This is a genomic window from Halosimplex yunnanense, assembly GCF_054504345.1.
Map to the genome: position 1 here is coordinate 828,446 of NZ_JBTJEL010000037.1, position 23,836 is coordinate 852,281.

Consider the following 23,836-nt stretch of genomic DNA (forward strand, 5'->3'; position numbering starts at 1 on the left):
CGGCACCGCTTTCCGCTATCGGCGGTACCGGTCGACAGTCTCCCAGAACGCGGCCGCGCCACCGTCTGAACCTGATTCGGTGGTGTTCGTTCCCCTGTCCCTGTCGTCCGGCGCACCCTCGTCTTCCGCGGGATTAGATCCGGTCGAACCGTCCGCTTCGAGACCAGCGGCCGCGAACAGGTCCTCCACGTCGTCTTCGAACTGCCAGTAGATGTCCTTCCGGAACGCGACTAGCGAGCGGTCGACGGCGTTACGGACGGCGACCCGCACTGGTTCCGGCCGATGCTCCGCAACGGCTGCGAGCGCTTCTATCGCCGCGCCTCGCTCCCAGCGGGGCGTCCCCTCGGTGACGTGTTCGGCGAGCGGTTCGACGCAGCGGACTGCGAGCGAGGGATCGCGGGGGGCGAGCGCTTCGACCACGGACGCGGTCGACCTGACGTTGACGCCTCCCCAGAGCATGTCCGCCATCCAGTCGGTGCCGTCGGTCGCGACGTCGCGATTCGTCCGGCCGACCTGTGCGAGCAAGCGCGCGGCGGCCTCGCCGTCCCAGTGACTGGCCGACAGCGACGCGTCGACGGCGGCCTCGGCGACGGAGGGCGCGTCGCGCGCGAGGACGCCCATCGGCCACCGGTCGTCGTCGCGGTCGGTCTCCGCCAGGGAGCGGAGCGACGGCGGGACGGCCGAGGGCCGTTCGGCACCGACCGAGGCGACGACGGTCGCTGCGGCGTCCCTGATCCGCTCGCTGCGGTGGGTCAACAGGCCAGTGAGCGACGTGACCTCGTCGGCGACCGCGGCAGGTTCGCTCTCGGCGACGGCCGCGAGCGCGTCGAGCGCCTTCGCCCGGCCCCGGTCGGTGCCCCACGGCTGGGCGGCCGCGGCGAGGTCTGCAACGGCCGCCGTGCCGACGCTCGGGTCGACTTCGATCGCCTCCTCGACCGGGTCGAGCCGGTCCAAGGTCCGCCAGTCGTCTCCCGGCGAGAGTGCCGAACAGAGCGTCGCGACCACGTCCCGCGCACGGTCCGGCGCGGCACCGGCGAGCACCGCCAGCGGCTCTTCGTCGCCGCCGTCTCCGAAACTCGCGGCGAAGGCGTCGACGACTCCGGCGGCATCGGCGCTCTCGGGTGTCGCTGCTTCCGTCTCGGCGGCGCCGATAGACCCGAGCGCCGTCGCTGCCTCGGTCCGTTCGGCCTCTTCGGGACTCGCGAGGAACGACACCAGGAGGTCGACCAGCGCGTTCAGGTCGGTGAATGGCTCGCCGGCGGCTGCGACCTTCCCTCCGGACCCGGCCCCGCGTTCCAGAAGCGTCGCGACGCCACTCGCCGCAGTCAGGCGCGTCTCGCGGTCGTGTGACACCTCGTCCGCACACTGCCACAGCGCGTCGACGTCGCTTTGAGTCCCCCCACCGCCCGTAGCTGTTACGAGTCCGTCGACCGCCGCCGGCGTCGGATCCGTCTCGACGGTTCGGCGGAGATCCGCGATCACGTCGTCGACGCGACCGGCCGTCGTCGCTACGCTCGCCAGCGCCGGCGCGGCTGCCGACTCGTCGGGGAGACACTCCCGGAGCGTCTCGACGACTTCCCCGGTCCGCTCCGGGTGCGCCGCCGCGATGGCTTCGAGGGTGGTCGCCCCGTGTTCGACGCCGACGCCCCGCGTGACGCCGTCGCCGATGCGGTCGAACGACGCGGCGACCGCCTCGTGATACTCGTCGGGGATCCGCGCGATCAGCCGCTGCGCGGTAGGGGCGGGCGACTCCGGGTCCCACCCGAGTCGGATCAGTTCCTCGACCGCCGATTCGCACTGCGGGTCGTCAGACGCGGGTAGGTAGTTCCCTCCCACTCGTGCGCGGTCGGGGATCTCGACTTCCTCGCCCCCGGTGTCCGGCGTTGCGGTGTCGGCCACGGTCGCTTCGGCCACACCCACTGCGTACCACAGGACCACGAGCACCGGCGCGCGTTCTTCGAACGGCCTGTGCACGTCGACGAACTCCGTCACGTCTTCGCGAACCCGTTCGTCGGTATCGCCCAGCGAACGCCCCAGCCGCCGTGCGGCCGTCGCTGCGCGATCTGACGGTACCTCCTCGTCCAGGACGACGTGTCCCGCGGCGACGGCCGCCGCCGCACGGACCCGCGGGCCCTCGTCCTCGGTCGCTTCGATCAGGGACGGCAAGACGTCGCGGGACTGCTGGGAGACCCCGAAATGGTCGTTACACTGTTCGCGCTCGATCGCTCGGAGCAGCGCCCTCGCGGCCGCCGCCCGCACGTCGGCGTCCGGGTCGGCGAGCAGCGCTTCGAGGCGCTCGAACGGCGTCTCGTCGACCGCGACGACCTGCAAGTACTGCGCCGCAGCACGCCTCCTGGCTGGGTCATCCGCGTCGAGCGCGGCCTCGATGGTCGCCGCCGAGCAGTTGAGCGCCCGGACGACCGCGCTCGCACGTATCCGCGTCTCGTCGGCCGTCAGCGACGCGAACAGCGCCGGTGGGAGCGCGTCGAGCGACGAGAGCGCGTCCTCGACGACGGCGTAGGCGACATCGAGCGCCCGGTGGCGATGGTCCGAGTCGTCGGCGTCCGCGGCGACGGCGAACAGCGCCCGTAGCTCGTCACCGATCGCCGCTTCGTCGGCTTCCTGGAGCGCGGCGAGCGCCTCGCGGCGGCTCTCCGGGTCGGCGTCGGTCACGCGGGAAGCGAACCCCGCAAGCGAGTCGGGATTCACCACGAGTCGACCGTCTCCCCCTCGACGCCCCACTGGCGTCGGAAGTGTTCGACCGCGTCTCTGGCGCCCCGACCGAAGACTCCGCAGTAGTCGTCGACTTCGACGTAGCCGCCGTCGATCCAGGCGTACAGGGTCCCGCCGCCGTTGTACTCGACCTCCTGTTCGCGGATCCCCAGCGCCCACGCGGCCCGCGCGTCGAGGTCGGTGACGAAGTCGTTGAACCACAGGGCGTCGAGGACGCCCCCGCGGTGTTCCCTGCCGGTCGTCCAGTGGACGGCATCGTCTTCGACCTCTACGCGCGCCCGCCGCTCGTGGGTGAACTCCGGGACGAGTCGTTCCATCTCCCGGCGCAACTCGGCGGCGACCGCGTGCGGATCCCGCCGTTCGACTCCCAGCGTCAGGTGATACCCGTTCCAGCTACCCATACCGGGAGGTTGCGCGAGCCGCTCAAGAAAGTTGACCACGCGCCGAAACTAATATCGCCGACGCTCGGTCGGTATCGCCGGCATCTCGGCCGCGTCACCCCCGGTCCAGCTACCACTTAGCCCGCACGCCCGCTCAATCCGCGCCGGCGGTCAGCCGCGGCTCGGCGCGGTCGACGGTCACCGGCGCGAACTGCTCGAGCCAGTCCGTCTCGCCGCTCTCGAAGGCGTCGAGGAAATCCTGCACGGAGTAGTGGATCTCCCCCGATTCGTCGGCGCAGGGGAACACCGCCTGCAGGTCGTTCTCGGCGTAGACCGCGAGCGACGCCATCGGGAACACGACCACGTCGTGGACGACGTCGGTCCCGATGTAGGAACGCTGGCGGCGCTGGAACGCCGGTTCGAGTCGATAGCCGTTCTCGCTCGCCCACTCGCGCAGCTCCTCGTAGGTGGCCAGCGCCTCGTCGCGGCTGTCCTGTTCGGGCGTCCGGATGCGTTGCCACGAGGCGTCGACCTCCGCGTCGGCGACGACGCCGTCGGCATCCAGATCCTCGACGCGTTCGAGGACGCGCTGCTGGCGGTCGTAGCTGCCGTACGTGTCCCCGCGCAGGTAGAGTTCGACTCGGTAGCCGTCTGTGTCGGTCATGGTGTCTCTCACTTGATCGATTCCTCGGGTGGCCCCCTCAAAACACTTTCCGCGGGATCCCTTCGAGGGATCCTAGGGGCCTAAGTGGGCGGATACGTGCCCGTCGGTCACGGATAGCTGGACTTACTGGCCGGACGGATCCAGCCGGTACCAGCGCCGTCCAGCAAACCGGAGTCGCGAGTTCGAAACCGAATCGGTCGAAAAATCGGGGCCGGCTCAGTCGTCGGCGGAGGCGGTCTCGCCGGCGACGGGCACGTCGATCTCGCCGGCGTCGAGTTCGGCCTCGATCTCGCGGGCGGCCGTGACCATGTTCTCCATCTTCTGGTAGGCGATCTCGCGGGGGAGGAGCTTCAGACCGCAGTCCGGGGAGACGGTGAGCTGCTCCGGGGGCACGACCTTGAAGCCCTGTTTGATGTTCTCCTTGATCTCCTCGACGGTCTCGACTTCGGCGGTGTGGTTGTCGACGACGCCGAGGGCCAGGTCGAGCGTGAACTCGGGATCGGTGAACACGTCGATCTGCTCGTAGTCGCCGTTGGTGAGTTCGAGGTCGAGTTCGTCGATCGGGTAGTCGAGCACTTCGGGGTAGATCCGCGAATAGTCGCCGTAACAGACGTGGAGACCGATGCGGACCTCCTCGGGGATGTCCTCGACGATGCGTTCGAGGGCCTCGCCGACGATGGCGTGGTCGTCGGGCGTCGTGGCGAGCGCGGGCTCGTCGATCTGAATGTAGCGAGCGCCGGCGTCGACGAGCTGCTCGATCTCCTCGTTGACGAGTTCGGCCAGGTCGTAGGCCAGCGCTTCGTCGTCCTCGTAGGCCTCGTTGAACGTCCAGTTGGCCAGCGTGTACGGCCCGGTGATGGGCACCTTGACGGGGCGGTCGGCGACGGCGTCGGTGAACTCGAACTCGTCGACGAGCCACTGCTCGCCGTACTCGACCTCGTCGGCGACGCTGGGTTTGTTGAAGTAGTTGTGGCCCCAGACCTTCACGCGGCCGTTGAACTCGTAGCCCTCGATGCGCTCGGCGAAGTACTCGACCATCTCGTTGCGACGCATCTCGCCGTCGACGACGGTGTCGAGGCCGGCGCGTTCGTGCTCCTCGGTGATGAGACGGGCGGCGTCGTCCTTGGCCTCTTCCCACTCCTCGTCGCCGAAGTTGACGTCGTCGTCCTCGTACAGTTCGCGGGCGTGGTCGAGCCACTTGGGCTTCTTGTAGCTGCCGACGACCGAGGTCAGCAGGAAGTGGTCGTTGTCGTGGTCGGCCGGGCGGAACTGCTCGCGGTTGTCGGCGGGTCGGTCGGTCATGCTTTCACCTCCGTGCGCTCGACGGCGCCGAGCGCCGCGAGCTTCTCCTCGAACTTGCCCGACGGCAGGTAGAACGTCGGCGTGTTGATCGTCGCGTAGGCGGTCTCGAAGTCGACGCCGTGGGCGTTGTCGAGCGTCCACTCGACGCGTTCCTCGATCTCCTCGGCGTCCTCGACGAGTGTGTTCTGCCCGTCGACGATGCCTAGCGCGATGTCGTCTTTGGCGCCGTACTCTGAGAGGACGTAGGCGTTGTCCTCGTGATTGGCGACGAAGTCGAAGCCGACGGCGTCGACATCAGCGTCCATCAGATGGGCGTACACCTTCTCGTCGATGCCGCCGTCGCCGCCGTGGGACTCCCAGTAGGTGTGGGCGACCACGTCGGCCTCGACCGCCTGCGCGACCGCGTCGATGGCCTCGCTGGCGCGCTCGTCCGCGCCGTCGCCGGGCGGGGACTCCAGCAGCGACGGTTCGAGCAGGAACAGCGTCTCGACGTCGGGGAACTGCTCGGCTTCGGCGGCGAGGAAGTCGGCGAGCGCCGAGAGGAAGGCGGCCTCGTCGCCGTAGTGCTCGTCGGTCGCGAGCTGCGAGAGCGTGTACGGGCCGGGGAGGACGGCGTTCAGGCCGTCGTCGGTGAGGTCACCGGCCGCTTCGAGTTCGCGGGCGACGTCGCCCGTCGCCGAGAGGTCGTCGGTGACGACCGGCTCCCGGTAGAAGTTGTTGTTGTCGAAGTAGCGGACGATGCCGCGGGTCTCCACGGCGTCGGCCACCGACAGCGGGTGGGTGAGCATGTCGTCCCACCGCAGCTGGCCCTCGACGGGCAGGTCGAGGCCGGCGTCGGTCTGCAGCTCGACGATCTCTTCGCGCGCTCGTTCGTAGGCGTCTGCGATCTCCGGGCTCTCGTCGCCGGTGACGAGACCGCCCTTCTGTCGTCCCTTCAGATCCGCGAGCTCGTCCTTCGCCCAGTCCGGTAACGGGAACAGCCCGGGCGTCGTGGAAACTACTTCCGTCATTGAAGCGAGCTACGACATGACGCCCTATAATATTTCTCATCTAATTTGATGTCCAGTAGTTATTTCACGGGGTGGCCGGACTGGGGATCAGTCGCTGGTCGGTCGCAGGCGAGTGCCGTCGCTCGCTCTCAGACGTCGAACGATCGGCCGCTCCAGCGGTCGACGACGAGTTCGAACGGAGTCACGTCGGTCGCGTCGCTCCACCGGACGGGGTTCGGTGCGGACTGGCTGTTGCGGGCGAGCGCGGCGAACGCTGGTTCGGCGTCGCCGTAGGCCGTCTCTACCAGGCGGCCGGTGACGACGACGCTGCGCCAGACGCGCTCGTTCTCGTCGTGTTCGTAGACGGTGAACCCGACCGCCGGCGAGCGGTCCAGACAGTCGAACTTGCGGTCCGACTCCGAGCCCTCGAGTTGCACGGCGAGTACATCAGAGGCGGTGTCGTATCCGAACGAGACGGGGATCGGGTACGGAGCCACGGGGCCGCGAAACGCGATCACTCCGACCCCATTGCGGGCGAGCAGGTCGCTGATCTCGTCGTCGCTGAGGGGAGTCATCCGTCAGACTGTAGCACCGGCCCGGAGTTGTGAGTGGGGCCCGTTCCCAGCGATCGGGAACGCGGAACGGCGTTTTCAGGGAACGCTCGGGATCGGTGGGTATGCAAGCGCCCTCCGACGAGCAGTTCGCCGACTGGGACGGCGAGCGATACAGCACCCACATCGACCGGTTCGACGAGCAGCACAGACGCCTGTTCGGACTGCTCAACGACCTCCACGCGGCCATGGACGAGGGCCACTCCGAGGAGGAGATCGGCGACATTCTGCGGGAACTCGAACGCTACACCGAGTACCACTTCGGGGACGAGGAGGAGTTCATGCAGGACTGCGGGTACGCCATGGACTGCGCCGACTGCTTCTACGACCACCGCGAGATGCACGAGGACTTCGCCGCCAGGGTCGCCGAGTTCCGCGAGAAACACGAGAACGGCGAGTACGTCACGATGGAGGTGCTGACCTTCCTCCGGGACTGGCTGGACTCCCACATCGCCGCCCTCGACGAGGACCAGAACTACGCCGACTACTACCGCTCGGAGGTCGACGACGACTACGAGTACGCCCCCGGGACCCTCCGGACGGAGCGTCACTCGGCGGTGGCCGACAGTCCCGGCGGGGACGCCGCGGACCCGGCGGACGCCGGTCCAGCGGACGAGGCCGTCTCCCCCGCTGGTCCGACCAGCGAGGGGGATCCCCTGAAGGTCCCCAACGGCTCCGTCGCGAACTGGTTCGCGTCGGTCGCCGAAACCCACGGGGACCGGACCGCCGCGCTGGTCCCCGCGGCCGACGGCTACGAGGAGCACACGTTCGCGGACCTCGACCGGCGCGCTCGCAGCGTCGCGGCGGGCCTGCTGGAGACCGACCTTGACCCCGGCGACCGCGTGGGGATCGTCGCCGATCCCGGGTACGAGTGGTCGGTCGCCGACCTGGCCTGCCAGTACGCCGGGTTCGTCTCGGTCCCGCTGTTCCCCTCCTTCGACGTCGACCAGCGGCGTCGCGCCGTCGAACGCGTCGGTCTCGCCGGCGTCGTGACCGCGGAGACGCCGGGAGACGGGCCGCTGTCCGACGTGCCCGTCCGGGCCGACATCGACGACCTCCCGAGCGCGGACCCGGGGCAGTTACCGGGCCGCTTGGTCGGTGGGGGTGAGGTGGCGACGGTCGTGTTCGACCCCGCCGCCGCCGACCCCGAGGGACACGCACTCGCCCATCGGTCGCTGCTGGCCGCCGCTGCGGCGCTCGAAGCCGACCTGCCGGTCGCCCCGGGCGCAACGGGGACGTGTTTCCTCCCGCTGGCGCACGTCTACCAGCGCGTCGCGACGTACTACCTCTGGTCGACGGGCGGCGCCGTCGCCTACGCCGGGTCCGAGGGACTCGTCGAAAGTCTCGCGGCGGTCGGCCCGTCGGTCCTCGTGGGCACTCCGGTCGTCTATCAGCGCGTCTACGGCGCGCTCCAGGACCGCATCGGGTCGATGAACTGGATGAAACGCAAGGTCGGCGGCCGCGTCGCCTCCTACGGCCGGGGCAAACTGGAGGGCAGCGGGACGCCGCTGAAATACGCCGCCGCGAACCGCCTCGTCTACGGACCGCTCCGGGAGGAGTTCGGACTCGCAGACCTGGAGTACGCCCTCTGTGGCACCGGCCGTCTGGACGAGCATCTCCTGTCGCTGTTCGCCGGGTTCGGCATCCCCGTCCGGAACCTCTACGGCACGGTCGGGACCGCCGGCGTGGGTGCGATAGCGACCCCCGAGGCGTCCTTCGAGGGCACGGCCGGCCGCCCCGTGGCCGGCCTGGAGTTCGCCCACTCCGAGGACGGCGAACTGCTGGTCCGCGGTCCGACGGTGACGGTCGGCCGACTCGGTTCGGACGGCCGGCCGGCCGAGGAGTGGTACCGGACCGGGACGGACGGCCGCGTCGAAGCGGACGGGACCGTCTACGTCGACTGAGCGGCGGTCCCGCGAGGGCTGGTCTCAGCCGGCGATCGGTGCCGCGCAGTCACCCCTCGGAACCGGGACGCGCTCGGGAACGGAGCGCTCCGTTCGACCGCCATCGGGCAACTATTGCGATGACCACGACGAACTGTCCGATCACGAACGCGAGCGAGCCGGGATCGACATCGAGTACCGGAATCGCCCAGGTCGTCCAGTTGAACGACGTGTGGACGAGGAGCATCGCGAGGAGGCTCCCGCCCGTCAGGTCGTAGAGCCAGGTCATCACGACCGTCACCATGACGATGGAGGCGACGAAGCCCCAGATCGGTTTCTGGTAGTAGATCGTCCGCCCGGGGATGTAGAACAGCGGGAGGTGCCACAGCCCCCACAGCAGCCCGAGGACGACGCTCCCGCCCAGGTGTCCGGCCCGGTCGACCAGTGGTTCGAGTGCGTACCCTCGCCAGCCGAACTCCTCCTGGAGCGGGCCGCCGAGGAGCAGGATGTACCCGAACGCGACGGGGAGGGCCACCGGCGCTCCCGCCCAGGGGGGCGTCGGGAGCGCCGCACCGGCGAGGCGAGCATAGCCCGCGGCGACGGCGGCGACGACCGGAAACAGGCCGAGTATCGGCACCCAGAGCCACCGGGCGAACCCGACGTCGACGGTCCTGCGAGCGAGGTCGGAGAGCCCCGCGCGCCCGCGTCGCCACGCGATGACGACGATTCCGCCCACGGACGGGCCGAAGGCGCCCAGTTGGGGGAGATTCGGAGAACTGCCGAGATAACCGGTCTCGACGAGCGCCTGCGGTCCCCAGAAGGCCCACGACCAGCCGAACGCGAGGATGAGGAAGACGCCGAACGCGACCGGAGACGATCTGTTCCCGTCAGTCATTGTGGACGAATTCGAGACCAGTTATCATCAAAGCGTGGGCCTCGCGACTCGGGACCGCCCCCGGGTTGAGACGGTCGACACAACCAGCGCGGACGCAGCCAGCGCTCAACCGTCGTCGCGAGTGAATCGCATCACCAGTAGCGTCTCGAACGGGTGGGACTCGCTGTCGACGTCCTCGCTCGCCAGCCCGTTCTCCGCAGCGAGTTCCCGCACGGCGTCGGGGTCGGTGAGCGAACTGACGAGCAGGTACGCCGCGCCGTCCGGCGCCAGCACGCGCGCCACGTCGTCGAGGAACGGGGCGATGGCGGCGCGACCGTCCTCGCCGCCCGAGAGCGCCCGCTCCATCCAGTCGTCCCACTCCTGTTCGGGCTCCGTCGGGAGGTACGGCGGGTTGAACGTCACCACGTCGAACGCCCCCTCGCGGAACGCTGTCGTGAGGTCGGCGCGGACTACAGGAATCCCCTCGTCGGCGGCCTGCCGGCAGGCGTGGGGGTTGAGATCCGCGCCCACCGCGTCGGCACCCGCCTCACGCAGGCGCGCAGCGACGTAGCCCGACCCGGTTCCCACGTCGAGCGCCCGCTCGCCCGCTTCGACGTGCTCGACCACGGCGTCGGCGAGCAGCTTCGAGTCCTCGGCGGGCTGGTAGACCTGCTCGACGCCGCGGCGGTCGGCGAGGCCCGGCTTGCCACCGGATCCGTCCGCGCCACCGTCGGATCCGTTCGCGCTACCGCCGTCAGCCCCGCCCGCTTCGTTCCCGTCGGTCATGCCGACGGATGCTCGCCCGGCTCGCCCACCTCGCGGGCGAGCGCCGCCAGGTCGGCGAACTCCGCGGGCGTCACGTTCCCGGCGCGGCGGCCCATCAGGTCCTCGTCCGCCGCTTCGACAACGGCGTCGGGGTCGCCCAGTCCGGAGATGTGGGCCGTGTTGCGGACGGCGTTGCGCATCGTCTTGCGGCGCTGGGTGAACACGGCCTTCAGGAAGTCCATGAAGAAGTCGACGTCCGGCGCCTCGTAGTCCGGGTCCCGGGGCGTCGTCCGCACGACGGCGCTCTGGACGGCGGGAGGCGGCGAGAACGCCTCCTTGGGGACGGGCTCGACGACCTCCACGTCCGCGTAGTGGCCAGCCGTCACCGAGAGGCGGCCGTAGTCGTCGCCCCCCGGCTCGGCGGCCATCCGCTCGGCGAACTCCCGCTGGAACATCAGGATCAGCGGCTTTCCCTCGGGCAGCAGCCGGAAGGCGAGTTCGCTGGAGGGACCGTAGGGGAGATTCGAGATGGACGCCGAAAAGTCCGGGAGGTCGACCTCCAGCGCGTCGCCCTCGACGACGGTGAGCCGCCCGTCGTCGATCGCCGTGGCGAACTCCTCACGGAGGAACGCCGCCAGGTCGGGGTCGCGCTCGATGGCGGTCACGCGGTCGGCGACCGCGAGCAGGCGGTCTGTCAGCGCGCCCGTCCCGGCACCGATTTCGAGGACGTGCGAGAGGTCGACGTCGGCCTCCTCGGCGTACCCGGGGAGGCGATCGAGCACGCGGTCGTCGACGAGGAAGTGCTGGTCGCTGTCGGGGTCGCCGCGGACGCCGGCCCGCCGAATGAGGGCGTCCGGGTCGCGGGTGCCCGCTTCCCGGCGGGCACCTGGGTCGCCGTCCGCATCGGCTGCGTTCTCGCCGTTCATTCCTCGTCGTCCCGCCGGGCGAAGGTCCGATACTTCAGGTCGTCCTCGCGGATCTCTTCGAGGATGCGCTCGACGACGACCTCGCGGGGGTTGTGCAGGCCGTCGACGCGCTCCTCCAGATCCTCGAAGCTCTCGAAGGGGCCGCGCTTGCGCTCGTCGAGGATCGAGTTGCGGAGTTTCTTCCCGATGCCCGGCAGGAGATTTAGCTGGTGGAGCCGGAGCGTGATGGGCTGGGCGTCGTTGTAGAAGTCGACGAACCGGCGCTCCTCTTCGGTGACCAGGTCCTCGACGGCGTAGTCGAGTTCCGACTGGGCGCCGCCGGGGAGGTCCTCGTACTCCACCTCGCCCGCGCGCTCGATGTGGTCGGCGGCCCGGTCGACGACGAGGTCGTCGCCGATGGAGACGTCCGCGTCGGGTGCGAGGACCACCTCGTACAGGCGGAAGTCCTCGCGCCCGAGCGTGTAGGCCAGGGGCTGTTTCTGGTACTGCGGGCGGTCGTCCTCGGTGCGGCCGTGTGCGAGAAAGTCGAGGACGACGGCCGTGGGACCCCCCGACGCGTCGTCGCCGCGCTCGGTGTCGCTCATGACAGATGAGTAGGGCGAGACGGAACTTAAACCCCCGCAGTCGGGTGGTCGCGGGAGAATAGCGCCGGAGTCAGGCGTACTTCGCGACGACTTCGAGGATGGCGTCGAGTTCGTCGCCCGAGAGCGTGAACCGCTCCTGTGCGTAGATGGCGCGCAGCTCGTCTCGGTCCCGCGGTCGCAGGTTCGCGACCTTGTAGGCGGTCGGCTCGTCGACCTTCTCGAGGTCGAGCAGTTCGTCGACGAACTCGCGGGACTCCTCGGGGTCGAGGGTCGCGAATCGGTTGACGTGCTCGATGGCGCGCGCGAGCTCGTAGCGCATCTCCCGGTCCTCGTCGGCTGCCCGCTCGCGTTCGAGTTCGGCGAGGATCTCCTTGGTCTCGGCGACCGTGAGGAACTCTTCGTCGACCTTCTCTTTGAAGATCGTCATGCCTGGCTGCGGATGTGGGCGGGCTTGACGATGAGCGTCTTCTCGGTGTCACCGTCGACGATCTCGACCTTGTACGCCGCGCCCTGCTCGCCGACGACCTCGCCGGTGCGTCCGTCGAAGCGCGGGTGGTAGCGGCCCTCGGGAACGCTCGGGTCGATCTTCAGGTGGACTTTCTCGCCGACCTCGTACTCCGCGACCGCTCGCTGGGGCGGGGAGGTTCCGCTCTCTCGGGGCTTGTTTCGGAGCTTCTTGCGCGACTTCTTCTGGGGTCCGTTGGAGTTAGGCATTCGTGCGGTTCCGTTATCCGGTCACGGTTATAAAACGTGCGTTACGCGGTCGTCGGACCAGTCAGTCCGAGCGGCCGCCGTCCGCCACCGCGTCGCCGTCACCGTCGCTCTCGGACGGTTCGTCACCGATATCGGCTTTCTCGTCGCCGACATCGTCCGGTTCGTCGTCGACGTTGGACTCTTCTCCGTCGGCTTCGCCCGAGTCGTCGATATCGCGCGTCTCCTCGTCTCTCTCGCCTGTTGCGCCGTCAGCATCGTCCGCGTCGTCCGATTCGCCGGCGGCGTCAGCCGACTCGTCGTCCGCTTCGTCGACTTCGGTCTCTGCTTCGCCGGTCTCCTCCGCATCGGCGGCTCCCTCCGAATCGGTAGTCTCCTCCGGTTCGTCGCTCTCGACCGCTGCGCCGTCCGTACTATCCACGTCGCCGTTCGTGGTGTCGTCCTTCGATTCGAGATCCGTCGGTTCGTCCGCGGCGTCGTCCGCGTCGATCGCTCCCGGCTCGATGTCCGCGTCGCCCTGATCGACGGCCACGACACCGCCTTCTTCACCGGCGCCGTCGGCGACCGGTTCGACGGCCATCTCGGCGCTCTCGTCGGTACCGTCGTCTATCTCGACCGTGAAGTTGTCGAGCAGGTCACGCAGTTCCTCGACCTGCGACTCGATGTCCTCGGCGGTGTCGCCCACCTCCTCGATGCTGGTCACCTGGTCGTCGGTCTGTTGGGCGACCGTCTCCGCGCTGGAGGCGGTCCGGCCACTGATCTCGGAGACCTGGTCGGCGAGCGAGACGACTTCCTGGGCGGAGTCGGCCTGGTCGGCCGTCGCGTCGCTGATCTCCTGAACCCCGTCGTTGGTCTCGCGCACCTGCTCGGCGATCTCGTCGAGCGCGTCCAGAGCGTGCTGGGTGGTCTCGACGCCGCTCTCGACGTCGGACTGCATCGACTCGATGTCGGAGACGGCCTCGCCGGTCCGGTCGGTGAGCTGGGTCAGCAGGTCGTCGATCTCCTGGGTCGCCTCGCTGGTCTCCTCGGCGAGCTCCTTGACTTCCGCGGCGACGACGGCGAACCCGGACCCGGATTCGCCGGCGCGTGCGGCCTCGATCGAGGCGTTCAGCGCGAGCGTGTTCGTCTGGCTCGCGATGTCGTCGATGAGGTCGACGATCTCGGCGACCTGCTCGACTTCCTCGTCGAGCGCGCGGATCTCTGCGGCGGTCTCGTCGGTTCGGGACTCGATGGTCTCCATCTCGGCCATCGCCTCGGTGGCGGCCGTCGAGCCGTCGTCGGCGAGCGACTCGGTCTCCTCGGCGAGGTCTGCGACGGTGTCGGTCGTCGCAGCGACTTCCTCGACGGTCGCCGAGAGGTCGTTCATCTCCTCGGTCACCTCGCCGAGGTACTCGTCCTGCTCGGTGGCGTCAGCGGCGATGCTCGACACCGACTCGCTCACGTCACGGCTGGTCGTCCGGACCTCCTGGGTCGCGGCGGCCGCTTGCGTCGTCGACTCGGCCACCTCGTCGGTGAACGCGAGCACGCGGCCGACCGTCTCGTGGAGGTCGTGCATCATGTCGTTGAACGAGCGGGCGATCTCCGCCATCGCGTCGCTCTCGCCGTCCGGTTCGAGCCGGCGGGTCAGGTCGCCGTCGGCGCAGGCGCGGATCGTCTCGCCGTACTCGTCGGCGGTCTCTTCGAGGTGTTCGGTGAATTCCTCGGCGGCCTCGCGCTCGCGTTCGGCCTCTCGGCGGGCCTCGTCGGCCTCGGCCCTGGCCTCCTCGCGTGCGGTCTCGATCTGGTCGATGCGCTCGGCCAGCGAGTCGCGCATCGAGGCGAACCGACGGTAGAGCGTCCCGATCTCGTCTTTCCGGTGGGTTTCGAGGTCGACGTCGAGGTCGCCGTTCTCGATGGCTTCGGTCCGGTCGGCCAGCGTGCTGATCGACCGGGAGACGGGTCGTTCGATGAGGACGCCGACCGTCCCCAGGCTGAGCGCGACGAAGACGAACACCAGCCCGAGGTAGAGCTTTGTCTGGGTGGGAACGCCGTAGACGCCGGTCGAGGCGGTCGTTACTACGGCCATGCGCGCGTCGGAGACGCCGGCGTAACTGACGACCCGCCCGTCCTGCTGGACGAGCGTCGCGTTCTCGGCGCCGGTGTTCGCACTCAAGCTCCGGAGCGCGGGGATGAACTCGGTCCGATTGTACAGTGCCTGTGCGTCCGGTCCCTCGTAGGTGGTCCCGAGTCGCTCGGGGTCCTCACCGTGGAGGTACGTCGCGTTCCGGTAGAGCAGGTTCGTCTCGCTTCCCGCGACCGGTTCCTCGAAGTCGAACGACTCCGAGACGGAGACCTCGATGGCCGCGGCGTACCCGATGCCGTACTGGGTCGGGCTGACGAACGTGATTCTCGTGTCGTTGTTCACCCGGTAGGCGTCGGTCGTCTGGACGGCGGTCACGCCGACCCCTTCGAGGTCGATCTCCGAGAGCCAGGGGAAGCGCTGGTCGCGGTCCTCCGGGATCGACCCGGAACTTCCCATGATGCTCCCGTTCTCCCACCTGATGTAGTGGACGTCGACGACCTCGTCAGGCATCGAGCGGGCGAGGCTCTGGAGGTGCGTATCAATGGTTCCCATCTCGCTGGGGCGGAGTTTCCCCGACTGCGAGACGAGTCGCGTCGACGATCGATACTGGCTGTTCCAGTTTCCGACCTCGGCCGCGTTCCCGTCCGTCGTGGACTGAAGCGAGTCCTGTACTGACGCACGCTGGGAACTCGCTTCCGCCACGTAGACTCCCCCGAGAACCAACACGAGTACGAGGAGGATCACGGCCACGGCTGTCGCAAACTGTCGAACGTAACTGCTTCGGACCCTATCCGGCAGGAATCTCGATATCCGACGGTCCATAGCACTCCCGACAGTACATGTTGGGTTAAATATTCCTGCGCAATATCAGCAATGATAAATAGTTATCTGGGGCGAAATTGGTGGCCTTACCGGGTGAGAAGTCGACAGGGCCAGTTTACACTTCGAGAATCGGGGTGGGCGAACAACGATGGGTGAACGGCGGCGACCGAAAGACGAACTGCGTTCAGTGGTGGGCGGTGTGGCGGTCAAGCGCCCGAGTCGACGGCAACTGATGAAACTGGTCCCGTCGCTCGGCGGTCGTCGCCGTCCGGAGAAAGAGCGCAGTGCGTCTTAGAGGCGCCCGACGTCGCCGACTTCGACGGATTCGACGCCCTCGACTTCGGTGAACGCTTCCTCGACGGCTTCGGTGCCGCCGGCCTCGTCGGGGACGACGACCGTCGGGAGCAGAGCGACGAGCCCGAAGGCCACGTCGTCGCGCTCGAAGCCGTTGATCTTCGCCCCTTCGGGCAGGGACTGTTCGAGGCGCTCCTGGAGCGCGTCCAGATCGACCTCGGGACTCTGCGGCATGACCTTGATCTGCGCGGCTACTTTCCCCATTGTTACGGCCCCATGAACCCGCAGTCCGGGCACTCGTAGAGGTTGCTCTGTTTTCGGCACTTCGCGCAGCGGTAGATCTGCTGGCCGCACTCGGGACACTTGAACGCGGCGGCGTTCGTGCCGGCGATGTTGATGCCGCACGAGACGCACTTTTGCTGGCGTTTCTGTTGGCTCTCGCTCATACCACTCCGTATCCTCTCACGGTTTTTAACCGTTGCCAACTGCGGTTGCCGGCGCCCCGAAGTCGCTGGGCGGTGGCCGCCGTGCAGAGAAATGGGGACGAGCGCCGACCGCTCACCCGAAGTTCTCGACCTTCGCGGCGTCCGGTTCGCCGCCCGCGGCCGCGATGGCTGCAGTCGCGTCGTCGAGGAACTCGGCGAAGCCGTAGACGAACACCTGCGTGTCGTCGGTCAGCACGTCCGCGACGGACTGTTCGAGGGGCGACTCCGGCGCGAGGACCGCGATCGACGCGCCGCGCTCGTTCAGCTCCGTCAGTCGGTCGTCGTGGATCGGCGCGGCGTCCCGGTAAACGATCGCGGCCTCGCCGTCCTCGTCCAGCGCCCGCTCGGCGATGCCGATGGCCGGGCCGACGCCGGGGCCGCCCGCGAGCACGAGGACTCGCTGTTCGCCCTCGTAGTAGGCGTTGCCGAACGGGCCTGAGATCTCGACACCGTCGCCGGCCTCGAGTTCCTCCAGTTGCGGCCCGACCTCGCCCTCGGGGTCGATGCCGACGGTGATCTCGAATGTCTCGTGCACGTCGGGTGACGAGATCGTGTAGAAGCGCGACTCCTCGACGCCCTCGAGGGCGACCTTGACGAACTGCCCCGGGCGCGCGTCGAACCCGTCTGGCGTCTCGAAGTCGATGGCGATGGCGTCGTCGCCGACCGATTCGACGGCGACGACGGTGACCTCGGTGTCTTCCATGCTCGCCGTTCGCACGCCCCGGCGCAAGGTCCTTTCGTTCCCTCCCGGCGACATTCGATCCCGCTGGACGTTCGTCGAACGAACCGTCGTTCGGCGTTGGCGGACAGTGTTACCGGTTGTTCGAAACCGCTGATTTCCGCCCATCTGTCCACTTCTGCGACGAAAGCGAGGGTCCGAGAACGGGACCATTACAGAAGTCTTTTTGCCGGGCGGAAGATACTCCAATGCAATATGCCCGAGGACCTGAACTGGGCCATCGGCGGTGAAGCCGGTGACGGGATCGACTCTACCGGGAAGATATTCGCTCAGGCACTCTCACGTGCCGGCCGTCACGTCTTCACCTCGAAGGACTTCGCGTCGCGGATCCGGGGCGGGTACACCGCCTACAAGGTCCGGACGTCGGTCGACCGCGTCGAGAGCGTCGTCGACAGGCTCGACATCCTCATCGCGCTCACCGAGCGCACCATCGACGAGAACATGGACGAACTGCACGAGGGGAGCGTAATCATCTACGACGGCGAGCGCTCCACGATGCAGGACGTCGAAGTTCCCGAGGGGATGATCGGCCTATCGGTCCCACTCCAGGACCTCGCCGAGGACGCCGGCGGCGCCATCATGGCGAACGTCGTCGCGCTCGGCGCGGCCTGTGAAGTGGCGAACTTCCCGATCGAGAACCTCGACGAGTCGCTGGAGAAGCGCTTCGGCGACAAGGGCGAGGCCATCGTCGAGAACAACAAGGAGGCCGCCCGCCTGGGTCAGCAGCACGTCCAGGAGGAGTACGACCACGACTTCGATTACGACATCGAGACCACGGACAACGACTACGTCCTCCTCAACGGCGACGAGGCCATCGGGATGGGCGCCATCGCTGCCGGCTGTCGCTTCTACTCGGGCTACCCCATCACGCCCGCGACGGACGTCATGGAGTACATGACCGGTCGCGTCGAACAGTACGGCGGCAAAGTCGTCCAGGCCGAGGACGAACTCTCCGCCATCAACATGGCCCTCGGCGCGGCACGCGCTGGCGCACGCGCGATGACGGCTACCTCGGGTCCCGGTATCGACCTGATGACCGAGACGTTCGGGCTGGTCGCCACCTCTGAGACGCCGCTTGTCATCTGCGACGTGATGCGCTCCGGTCCTTCGACCGGGATGCCGACCAAGCAGGAACAGGGCGACCTCAACATGACGCTGTACGGCGGCCACGGCGAGATCCCGCGGTTCGTCGTCGCGCCGACGACGGTCTCGGAGTGCTTCTGGAAGACCGTCGAGGCGTTCAACTACGCCGAGAAGTATCAGACGCCGGTCTTCCTGGTCGCCGACCTCGCGCTCGCGGTGACCGAACAGACGTTCCCACCCGAGGAGTTCGACATGGACGAGGTCGAGATCGAGCGCGGGAAGGTCGTCGACGAGGACGAGATCGACTCCTGGCTCAACGAGAAAGGGCAGTTCCAGCCACACTTCCCGTCCGCCGACGGCATCAGCCCGCGGGCGTTCCCCGGCACGACCGAGGGCGCGCACATGACCACCGGCCTCGAGCACGACGAACTCGGTCGCCGGACCGAGGAAGAGGAGGTCCGCATCGAGCAGGTCGACAAGCGCAACCAGAAGGTCCAGACCGCGAAGGAAGAGGAGGACTGGGACTACCGCGAGTTCGGTGACGAGGACGCCGACACGCTCGTCATCTCGTGGGGTTCGAACGAGGGCGCCATGCGCGAAGCCCTCGGGTTCCTCTCCGAGCGCGGTCACGACGTGCGCTTCATCTCGGTGCCCTACATCTTCCCGCGTCCGGACCTCAGCGAGGAGATCGAGGCGGCCGAAGACGTCATCGTCGTCGAGTGTAACGCCACGGGGCAGTTCGCCGACGTCATCGAACACGACGTGCTCCAGCGCGTCCAGCGGGTCAACAAGTACAACGGCGTCCGCTTCAAGGCGGACGAACTCGCGACCGAGATCGAGAACACACTCACTGGAGCCGACGCCGGCTCCCAGGAGGTGGAGGCAGAATGAGCTCCGACGTTCGATTCACAGACTTCAAATCCGACAAGCAACCGACGTGGTGTCCCGGCTGCGGCGACTTCGGGACGATGAACGGCATGATGAAAGCGCTCGCCGAGACGGGCAACGACCCCGACAACACGTTCGTGGTCGCGGGCATCGGGTGTTCCGGCAAGATCGGCACCTACATGCACAGCTACGCGCTCCACGGCGTCCACGGTCGCGCCCTGCCCGTCGGTATCGGCGTCAAGCTCGCCAACCCGAACCTCGAAGTGATGGTCGCGGGCGGTGACGGTGACGGGTACTCCATCGGCGCGGGCCACTTCGTCCACGCCGTCCGGCGGAACGTCGACATGACCTACGTCGTCATGGACAACCGCATCTACGGCCTCACCAAGGGCCAGGCGTCGCCGACCAGCCGCCAGGACTTCGAGACGAGCACGACCCCCGAGGGCCCGCAGATGCCCCCGGTCAACCCGCTCGCGCTCGCCCTGGCCTCGGGAGCTACCTTCATCGCCCAGTCGTTCTCCTCGGACTCCCAGCGTCACGCCCAGATCATCCAGGAAGCCATCGAGCACGACGGCTTCGGCTTCGTCAACACCTACTCGCCGTGTGTCACGTTCAACGACGTCGACACCTACGACTACTTCCGCGACTCCATCGTGGACCTCGACGAGGAGGATCACGACCCGACCGACCGCCAGGCGGCCAAGGACAAGATCCTCGAGGGCGACAAGGAGTACATGGGCGTCATCTACCAGGACGACGAGTCCGTCCCGTGGGAAAAGCGCGAGGGCATCGACCAGGACATGTCCGACATCCCCGACGGCGCTCCCGAAGACGCGATGGATCTCGTTCGCGAGTTCTACTAGAGACCACCTCGTTACCATCTTTTTCGCGGCCGGGTTTCCTCGCGAGCCGAAGGCTCGCTGCGGGAACCCGACCGCCAAAAACATGGGTGAAAAAGCTGCTCGCGCGAAGCGCGAGCGGTGAACCGGCGCCTTCGGCGCCGGACGCTAGCTACGACTGCTCCGCACCGCCCCGCTACTGCAACCGGGCTACTTCGTTTCAGTCGGAAATCACTTGACCGCCCCGACCGTCAGGTGTCGACGTGCAGCGTCTCGGAACCGCGCTGGTCGCGGTCCTCGCCGTCGTCGCGCTCGCCGGAGCAGCGGGCACGTTCGACGCCGTCGAGGGACCGTCGATCGCGGCGGACGGGACGCCATCCGGGCGGGCGACTGTCACCGACGTGCCGCCGCCGACGAACGCACCCGTGGGCAGCAACGAATCGGGCTTCCGGCAGACGCCACCCGAAACGCCCGCGGGAGCGGCCAGTGACGGAGGCGGTGTCTCGCCGCTCGTCGTCCCGGCCGTGACCGGATCCGTGCTGGCCGGCGGACTCCTCGTCGTCCTCCTGACCGGGAACGACGAGCGCGCGCCAGACCTACCCGTCGACGGCGACGACTTCGGAGTCGAGGATCCAGTGCCTGCTGTCGATCCCGACTACGAAACCACTCGGGAGAACGCGGTGGTCGCGGCGTGGCGAGACCTCCGCGACCGCGTCGACGCCGACGAGACGGCGACTCCCGGTGACGTCGCCGCCCGAGCAGTCAAGCGGCGGTTGCCCGGCGACGCCGTCTCGACAGTCACCGACCGCTTTCGTGACGTCCGGTACGGCGACGAGACGCCGACCGAGGGGGCGGTCGCAGACGCGGAAACTGCAGCCGAGAGGCTCGACGAAGCTGCCGAAACCGTGGACGGAGACCCCGAACCGACACGAACCGACAGCGCCGAACAGCCGCCGAGCGACGGTCGTTAAAAACTTGTAGACGGCCCGAACACTTCCGTTCGTGAAACGTTTCGCGACCGCCCTGATCGCCCTCCTTGCGCTGGTCGCGCTCGCCGGAGCAAGCGGCTCTCTCAGTAGCGGCTTCGACCAGCCGACGCTCGGTGCCGATTCGACGACTATCCCGCCTGACCCCATCGACGTGAACAGGAGTGGTGGGGCCGGAAGTCCCAACGCCACTCAGTCCGCGGAAGTCGTCGACCGGACGACGGGCGTCCCGGTCGATTCCGGCGCTGGCAGCGGTGGCGACGGCGGCGTCTCGTCGCTGATCGTCGCGGGCCTCGTCGGCGCCCTGCTCGTAGCAGCCGTCCTCACGGTCGTGCTGACCGACGACGACACCCGTGCGCCGCCGCGGGACGGCGGCACCGACGACGGGTCCAGCTCCGGTCCGCCGACACCTCCGGTCGAACCGACGTACGACCCGCCCGCCGACAACGCGGTCGTACGGGCGTGGCGCGGGCTCACCGAACGGATCGACGGCGTCGACGACACGACGACGCCCGGGGAGACCGCCTCGGCGGCGCTCGACCGCGGCTACCCCACGGAGGCCGTCGAGGGGATCACCGGACAGTTCGAGACGGTCAGGTACGGCCGGGAATCGCCCACCGAGGAGCAGCAGCGACGCGCGGACCGACTGGCCGACCGGATCGACGCGGACGGTGCCAGCCGCTCCGGGGGTGACGAGGCGTGAACCGCCGACGCGGACTGCTGGCCCTCGGTTTCGTCGCCGTCGTCGGCGGGATCGCATTGACGTTCCGTCCCGACCTGGTTCGGTTCGATTTCGCGATGGTGCTGTCGCTCGCGATCTGGGCGGTCGCGCTGGTCGGCGTCGGCCTCGCGGCGTTCGAGCGACTCGACAGTGACGACGAACCGATAGGCGCGCTCCCGAGAGCCGGTGAAAGACCGGCCTACGACGTCCCGGGCGACGATCTGGCCGACGCGGTCGGTGCCGTCGGCGCGAGCGAGCGCGACGCGGCCGAGCGCGACCGGATCCGCGAGCGACTGCGGGCGGCCACCGTGGACGCGCTGACTCGGTACGAGGGAGTCAGCCGGGCGGCGGCCGAAGCGAAACTCGACGAGGGGACGTGGACCGAAGACCCGGACGCCACGGCGCTGTTCGCCGAGGACGACGACTCGGTCCACAGCGGCGTCGAAGCGGAATTCGACCGCCGCGCCGAGCGAGCCGCCGCTGCCGTCGCCCGGCTCGGGGCCGACGACGACCGCAGCAGCGTGTCCCGGGGCTCGGGAGGTGTCGCCGATGACTGAGGCGACGCTGGGGGCCGGGCTCGCACGCGGCGAGCAGCGACTCGAACGGACCGGCCGCTGGGACGGGATCCACGCGCTCGCGCTCGCCGCTACCGCCGTCGCCATCGTCGTCGGGGAGCCCATCGCCATCCTCGCCGGCCTCGCGGGCGTCGGCTTCGCGGCGTACAGCCGCTTCGCCGAGGCGCCGGATCCCGCGCTCGCCGTCGAACGCCGAATCAGCGATACCGATCCGGACCCCGGCGAGACGGTCCGGGTCACGCTCACCGTCGAGAACGAGAGCGGGCGAATGCTCCCGGATCTGCGCTTTTGCGACGACGTGCCCGCCGGCCTCGAAGTCGTCGAGGGGACCGCTCGGCACACGACCGCGCTCCGGCCGGGCAAGCGGGCCTCGATCGCTTACGAGTTCAAGGCGGTCCGCGGCCGCCACGAGTTCGACAGCCTCACCGTCGTGACGCGGGACCTCAGTGGCGCGAGCCGGCGGACTGCGCGGCAGCCCACCGACCGCTCGACCGTCGTCTGCCGACCGGCCTACGAATCGCACTCGGCCCCGCTGGGTGAGCTGGCGACTCGGTTGCCGGGGAACCAGCCCGTCGCCGAGACGGGCGAGGGCATCTCTTTCCACTCCGTGCGGGAGTACCGCCCGGGTGACTCCCTGTCGAGCGTCGACTGGAACCGCTACGCGAAGGAGGGCGAACTCGCGACGCGGCAGTTCGACCAGCCCCGCACCGTCAAAGTCGTCCTGCTCGTCGACGCGCGACAGGAGGCGTACGTGACTAGTGGTCGCGGCCGGCGACCGGCCGTCGACGCCTGCGTCCACGCGGCGGGCGCGCTCGTGGGCGGCCTCGCGGACGCCGGCTGTCACGTCGGGCTGGCGGCGCTGTCGCCGCGAAACTGCTGGCTCCCGCCGGCGTCGGGCCGGAGCCACCGAGAGCGAGTCCACGAGGCGCTCACGACCCACGACGCGTTCGGCTGGCGTCCCCCCGGGGAGTCACTGGACTCCGAGAGAGCTGCGGCTCCCTCGGAAGGCGACGGGTTCGACCGCCTGCTCGCGCAGCTGCCCGGCGACGCGCAGATCGTCTTCTGTTCCCCGTTCGTCGACGACAGAGCCGCGTCGGTCGCGCGCTCGCTCGACGCCCGCGGTCACGACGTGACCGTCGTGAGCCCGGACGTGACCGCCAGCGACTCCGCCTACCGCCGACTCGCCGCGACCGAGCGCCGACTTCGACTCGACGACTGCCGCCGCGCTGGGGTCTCGGTCGTCCAGTGGGAAACCCGAGACGCCGCGGGAACGCGTCCGAGCGCGTCCAGTTCGTCCGGCCCCGCCGTCGCGACCGACGGAGGTGACGACGAGTGGCGGTGAGTCGCGAGCGGGAGCCGAACCAGGATCGGGACCGCCGCCGGCCGCGAGCCAGCCACGCGCTCTCCGTCGTGGCGGCGCTGGCAGTGCTGTCGGCGGTCCGCGGGTCGACGCTGGCCGTCCTGATCGGAATCGCGGGCTCGGTCGCGCTCGTCGCGGGACTGGTCCGCCGGTCGGAGCCGCCCGTCGTCTTCGCCGGCGCGACGCTGTTCGCCGCGGCGGTGCTGGCGGCCACCGGTCCGGCGGACGCCGAGTCGGTACTGATCGGTGCCTTCGGTGCGGTCGTCGCGGCGGACCTAGGGACGTTCGCCGTCGGGATCGACCGGGACGCCGACGCGGCGGTGGCGACGACGCGGGTCGAACTGCTCCACGCCGTCGGGAGCGTCACGGTCGCGACGCTGACCGCGGGAATCGGCTACCTCCTCTTCGAGGCGGTTCCCGGCGGGGGATCGCTCGGAGTGGTCGCGCTCCTGATCGGCGGGGTCGTGCTGGTCTGGCTGCTGCGCGAGTGAGCCGGTCCGCGCCGGGCGGAAACGTGTCGCACGGGTTCGGGCCGTTCAGCAACACTAATGACGCAGACG

24 protein-coding genes are annotated in these 23,836 nt (G+C 68.8%); 8 read left to right on the forward strand and 16 right to left on the reverse strand.

The window, feature by feature from the left end; translation table 11 throughout:
- Positions 1–15: 15 nt before the first annotated feature.
- The 6 genes from AB2U09_RS23060 to AB2U09_RS23085 form a co-directional block, all read right to left on the reverse strand.
- On the reverse strand, positions 16–2,709 hold the full coding sequence (locus AB2U09_RS23060) for a HEAT repeat domain-containing protein (RefSeq protein WP_459195092.1): 2,694 nt from the start codon (positions 2,707–2,709) through the stop codon (positions 16–18).
- Positions 2,706–3,134 carry a hypothetical protein gene (locus AB2U09_RS23065; protein WP_459195093.1) on the reverse strand — a complete coding sequence of 143 codons (429 nt, stop codon included), beginning with the start codon at positions 3,132–3,134 and terminating at the stop codon, positions 2,706–2,708. The genes AB2U09_RS23060 and AB2U09_RS23065 overlap by 4 nt, the downstream gene beginning before the upstream one ends.
- Before the next feature lie 133 nt (positions 3,135–3,267).
- Positions 3,268–3,777: an HTH domain-containing protein gene (locus tag AB2U09_RS23070; protein ID WP_459195094.1), complete on the reverse strand. Its 510-nt coding sequence runs from the start codon at positions 3,775–3,777 to the stop codon at positions 3,268–3,270.
- 216 nt (positions 3,778–3,993) lie between these two features.
- The gene (locus AB2U09_RS23075; RefSeq protein WP_459195095.1) at positions 3,994–5,079 is read right to left on the reverse strand and encodes a methionine synthase; all 1,086 of its coding nucleotides are present in this window, start codon (positions 5,077–5,079) and stop codon (positions 3,994–3,996) included.
- Positions 5,076–6,089, reverse strand: a complete 1,014-nt coding sequence (locus AB2U09_RS23080; protein ID WP_459195096.1) for a 5-methyltetrahydropteroyltriglutamate--homocysteine methyltransferase — start codon at positions 6,087–6,089, stop codon at positions 5,076–5,078. The genes AB2U09_RS23075 and AB2U09_RS23080 overlap by 4 nt, the downstream gene beginning before the upstream one ends.
- 128 nt (positions 6,090–6,217) lie before the next feature.
- Positions 6,218–6,643 (reverse strand): pyridoxamine 5'-phosphate oxidase family protein, encoded by a 426-nt coding sequence (locus tag AB2U09_RS23085; RefSeq protein ID WP_459195097.1) that lies wholly within the window; start codon positions 6,641–6,643, stop codon positions 6,218–6,220.
- A 101-nt stretch (positions 6,644–6,744) separates the two neighbouring features.
- Here AB2U09_RS23085 and AB2U09_RS23090 point away from each other — a divergent pair, with 101 nt between their 5' ends.
- Positions 6,745–8,583: a bacteriohemerythrin gene (locus AB2U09_RS23090; protein ID WP_459195098.1), complete on the forward strand. Its 1,839-nt coding sequence runs from the start codon at positions 6,745–6,747 to the stop codon at positions 8,581–8,583.
- Between the two features lie 49 nt (positions 8,584–8,632).
- On the opposite strand, the gene AB2U09_RS23095 is transcribed toward AB2U09_RS23090, so the two are convergent.
- The 10 genes from AB2U09_RS23095 to AB2U09_RS23140 all read right to left on the reverse strand — a co-directional run bounded on the left by AB2U09_RS23095 (position 8,633) and on the right by AB2U09_RS23140 (position 16,788).
- Positions 8,633–9,457 carry a CPBP family glutamic-type intramembrane protease gene (locus AB2U09_RS23095; protein WP_459195099.1) on the reverse strand — a complete coding sequence of 275 codons (825 nt, stop codon included), beginning with the start codon at positions 9,455–9,457 and terminating at the stop codon, positions 8,633–8,635.
- Positions 9,458–9,562: 105 nt separating this feature from the next.
- Complete coding sequence (locus tag AB2U09_RS23100) at positions 9,563–10,222, reverse strand: HemK2/MTQ2 family protein methyltransferase (RefSeq protein WP_459195100.1); 660 nt, start codon at positions 10,220–10,222, stop codon at positions 9,563–9,565.
- Complete coding sequence (locus AB2U09_RS23105; protein WP_459195101.1) at positions 10,219–11,127, reverse strand: 16S ribosomal RNA methyltransferase A; 909 nt, start codon at positions 11,125–11,127, stop codon at positions 10,219–10,221. Before AB2U09_RS23105 ends, AB2U09_RS23100 begins: the two co-directional genes overlap by 4 nt.
- Positions 11,124–11,711, reverse strand: coding sequence for a DUF655 domain-containing protein (locus AB2U09_RS23110; protein ID WP_459195102.1), 588 nt, complete (start codon positions 11,709–11,711; stop codon positions 11,124–11,126). The genes AB2U09_RS23105 and AB2U09_RS23110 overlap by 4 nt, the downstream gene beginning before the upstream one ends.
- A gap of 70 nt (positions 11,712–11,781) precedes the next feature.
- A complete protein-coding gene (locus AB2U09_RS23115) occupies positions 11,782–12,138 on the reverse strand; it encodes an RNA polymerase Rpb4 family protein (RefSeq protein ID WP_459195103.1) in 357 nt (118 codons plus the stop codon).
- Entirely contained in the window at positions 12,135–12,425 is a 291-nt protein-coding gene (locus tag AB2U09_RS23120; RefSeq protein WP_459195104.1) for a 50S ribosomal protein L21e, read from the reverse strand. The genes AB2U09_RS23115 and AB2U09_RS23120 overlap by 4 nt, the downstream gene beginning before the upstream one ends.
- 61 nt (positions 12,426–12,486) lie before the next feature.
- Positions 12,487–15,228, reverse strand: a complete 2,742-nt coding sequence (locus tag AB2U09_RS23125; protein ID WP_459195105.1) for a methyl-accepting chemotaxis protein — start codon at positions 15,226–15,228, stop codon at positions 12,487–12,489.
- A gap of 369 nt (positions 15,229–15,597) precedes the next feature.
- Positions 15,598–15,864: an elongation factor 1-beta gene (locus tag AB2U09_RS23130; RefSeq protein WP_274323478.1), complete on the reverse strand. Its 267-nt coding sequence runs from the start codon at positions 15,862–15,864 to the stop codon at positions 15,598–15,600.
- Positions 15,865–15,866: 2 nt separating this feature from the next.
- Positions 15,867–16,046 (reverse strand): HVO_2753 family zinc finger protein, encoded by a 180-nt coding sequence (locus tag AB2U09_RS23135; protein WP_459195106.1) that lies wholly within the window; start codon positions 16,044–16,046, stop codon positions 15,867–15,869.
- A 112-nt stretch (positions 16,047–16,158) separates the two neighbouring features.
- Positions 16,159–16,788, reverse strand: coding sequence for an FAD-dependent oxidoreductase (locus AB2U09_RS23140; protein WP_459195107.1), 630 nt, complete (start codon positions 16,786–16,788; stop codon positions 16,159–16,161).
- Positions 16,789–17,019: 231 nt separating this feature from the next.
- Here AB2U09_RS23140 and AB2U09_RS23145 point away from each other — a divergent pair, with 231 nt between their 5' ends.
- The 7 genes from AB2U09_RS23145 (at position 17,020) to AB2U09_RS23175 (ending at position 23,767) form a co-directional block, all read left to right on the forward strand.
- The gene (locus AB2U09_RS23145) at positions 17,020–18,798 is read left to right on the forward strand and encodes a 2-oxoacid:acceptor oxidoreductase subunit alpha (RefSeq protein WP_459195108.1); all 1,779 of its coding nucleotides are present in this window, start codon (positions 17,020–17,022) and stop codon (positions 18,796–18,798) included.
- Entirely contained in the window at positions 18,795–19,658 is an 864-nt protein-coding gene (locus tag AB2U09_RS23150; RefSeq protein WP_459195109.1) for a 2-oxoacid:ferredoxin oxidoreductase subunit beta, read from the forward strand. Before AB2U09_RS23145 ends, AB2U09_RS23150 begins: the two co-directional genes overlap by 4 nt.
- A 239-nt stretch (positions 19,659–19,897) precedes the next feature.
- Positions 19,898–20,605, forward strand: coding sequence for a DUF4129 domain-containing protein (locus tag AB2U09_RS23155; protein ID WP_459195110.1), 708 nt, complete (start codon positions 19,898–19,900; stop codon positions 20,603–20,605).
- A 31-nt stretch (positions 20,606–20,636) separates the two neighbouring features.
- On the forward strand, positions 20,637–21,323 hold the full coding sequence (locus tag AB2U09_RS23160; RefSeq protein WP_459195111.1) for a DUF4129 domain-containing protein: 687 nt from the start codon (positions 20,637–20,639) through the stop codon (positions 21,321–21,323).
- Positions 21,320–21,898: a DUF7269 family protein gene (locus AB2U09_RS23165; RefSeq protein ID WP_459195112.1), complete on the forward strand. Its 579-nt coding sequence runs from the start codon at positions 21,320–21,322 to the stop codon at positions 21,896–21,898. The genes AB2U09_RS23160 and AB2U09_RS23165 overlap by 4 nt, the downstream gene beginning before the upstream one ends.
- Positions 21,891–23,258, forward strand: a complete 1,368-nt coding sequence (locus AB2U09_RS23170) for a DUF58 domain-containing protein (RefSeq protein WP_459195113.1) — start codon at positions 21,891–21,893, stop codon at positions 23,256–23,258. Before AB2U09_RS23165 ends, AB2U09_RS23170 begins: the two co-directional genes overlap by 8 nt.
- Positions 23,249–23,767, forward strand: coding sequence for a DUF7519 family protein (locus AB2U09_RS23175; protein ID WP_459195114.1), 519 nt, complete (start codon positions 23,249–23,251; stop codon positions 23,765–23,767). The genes AB2U09_RS23170 and AB2U09_RS23175 overlap by 10 nt, the downstream gene beginning before the upstream one ends.
- Positions 23,768–23,836 lie beyond the last annotated feature (69 nt).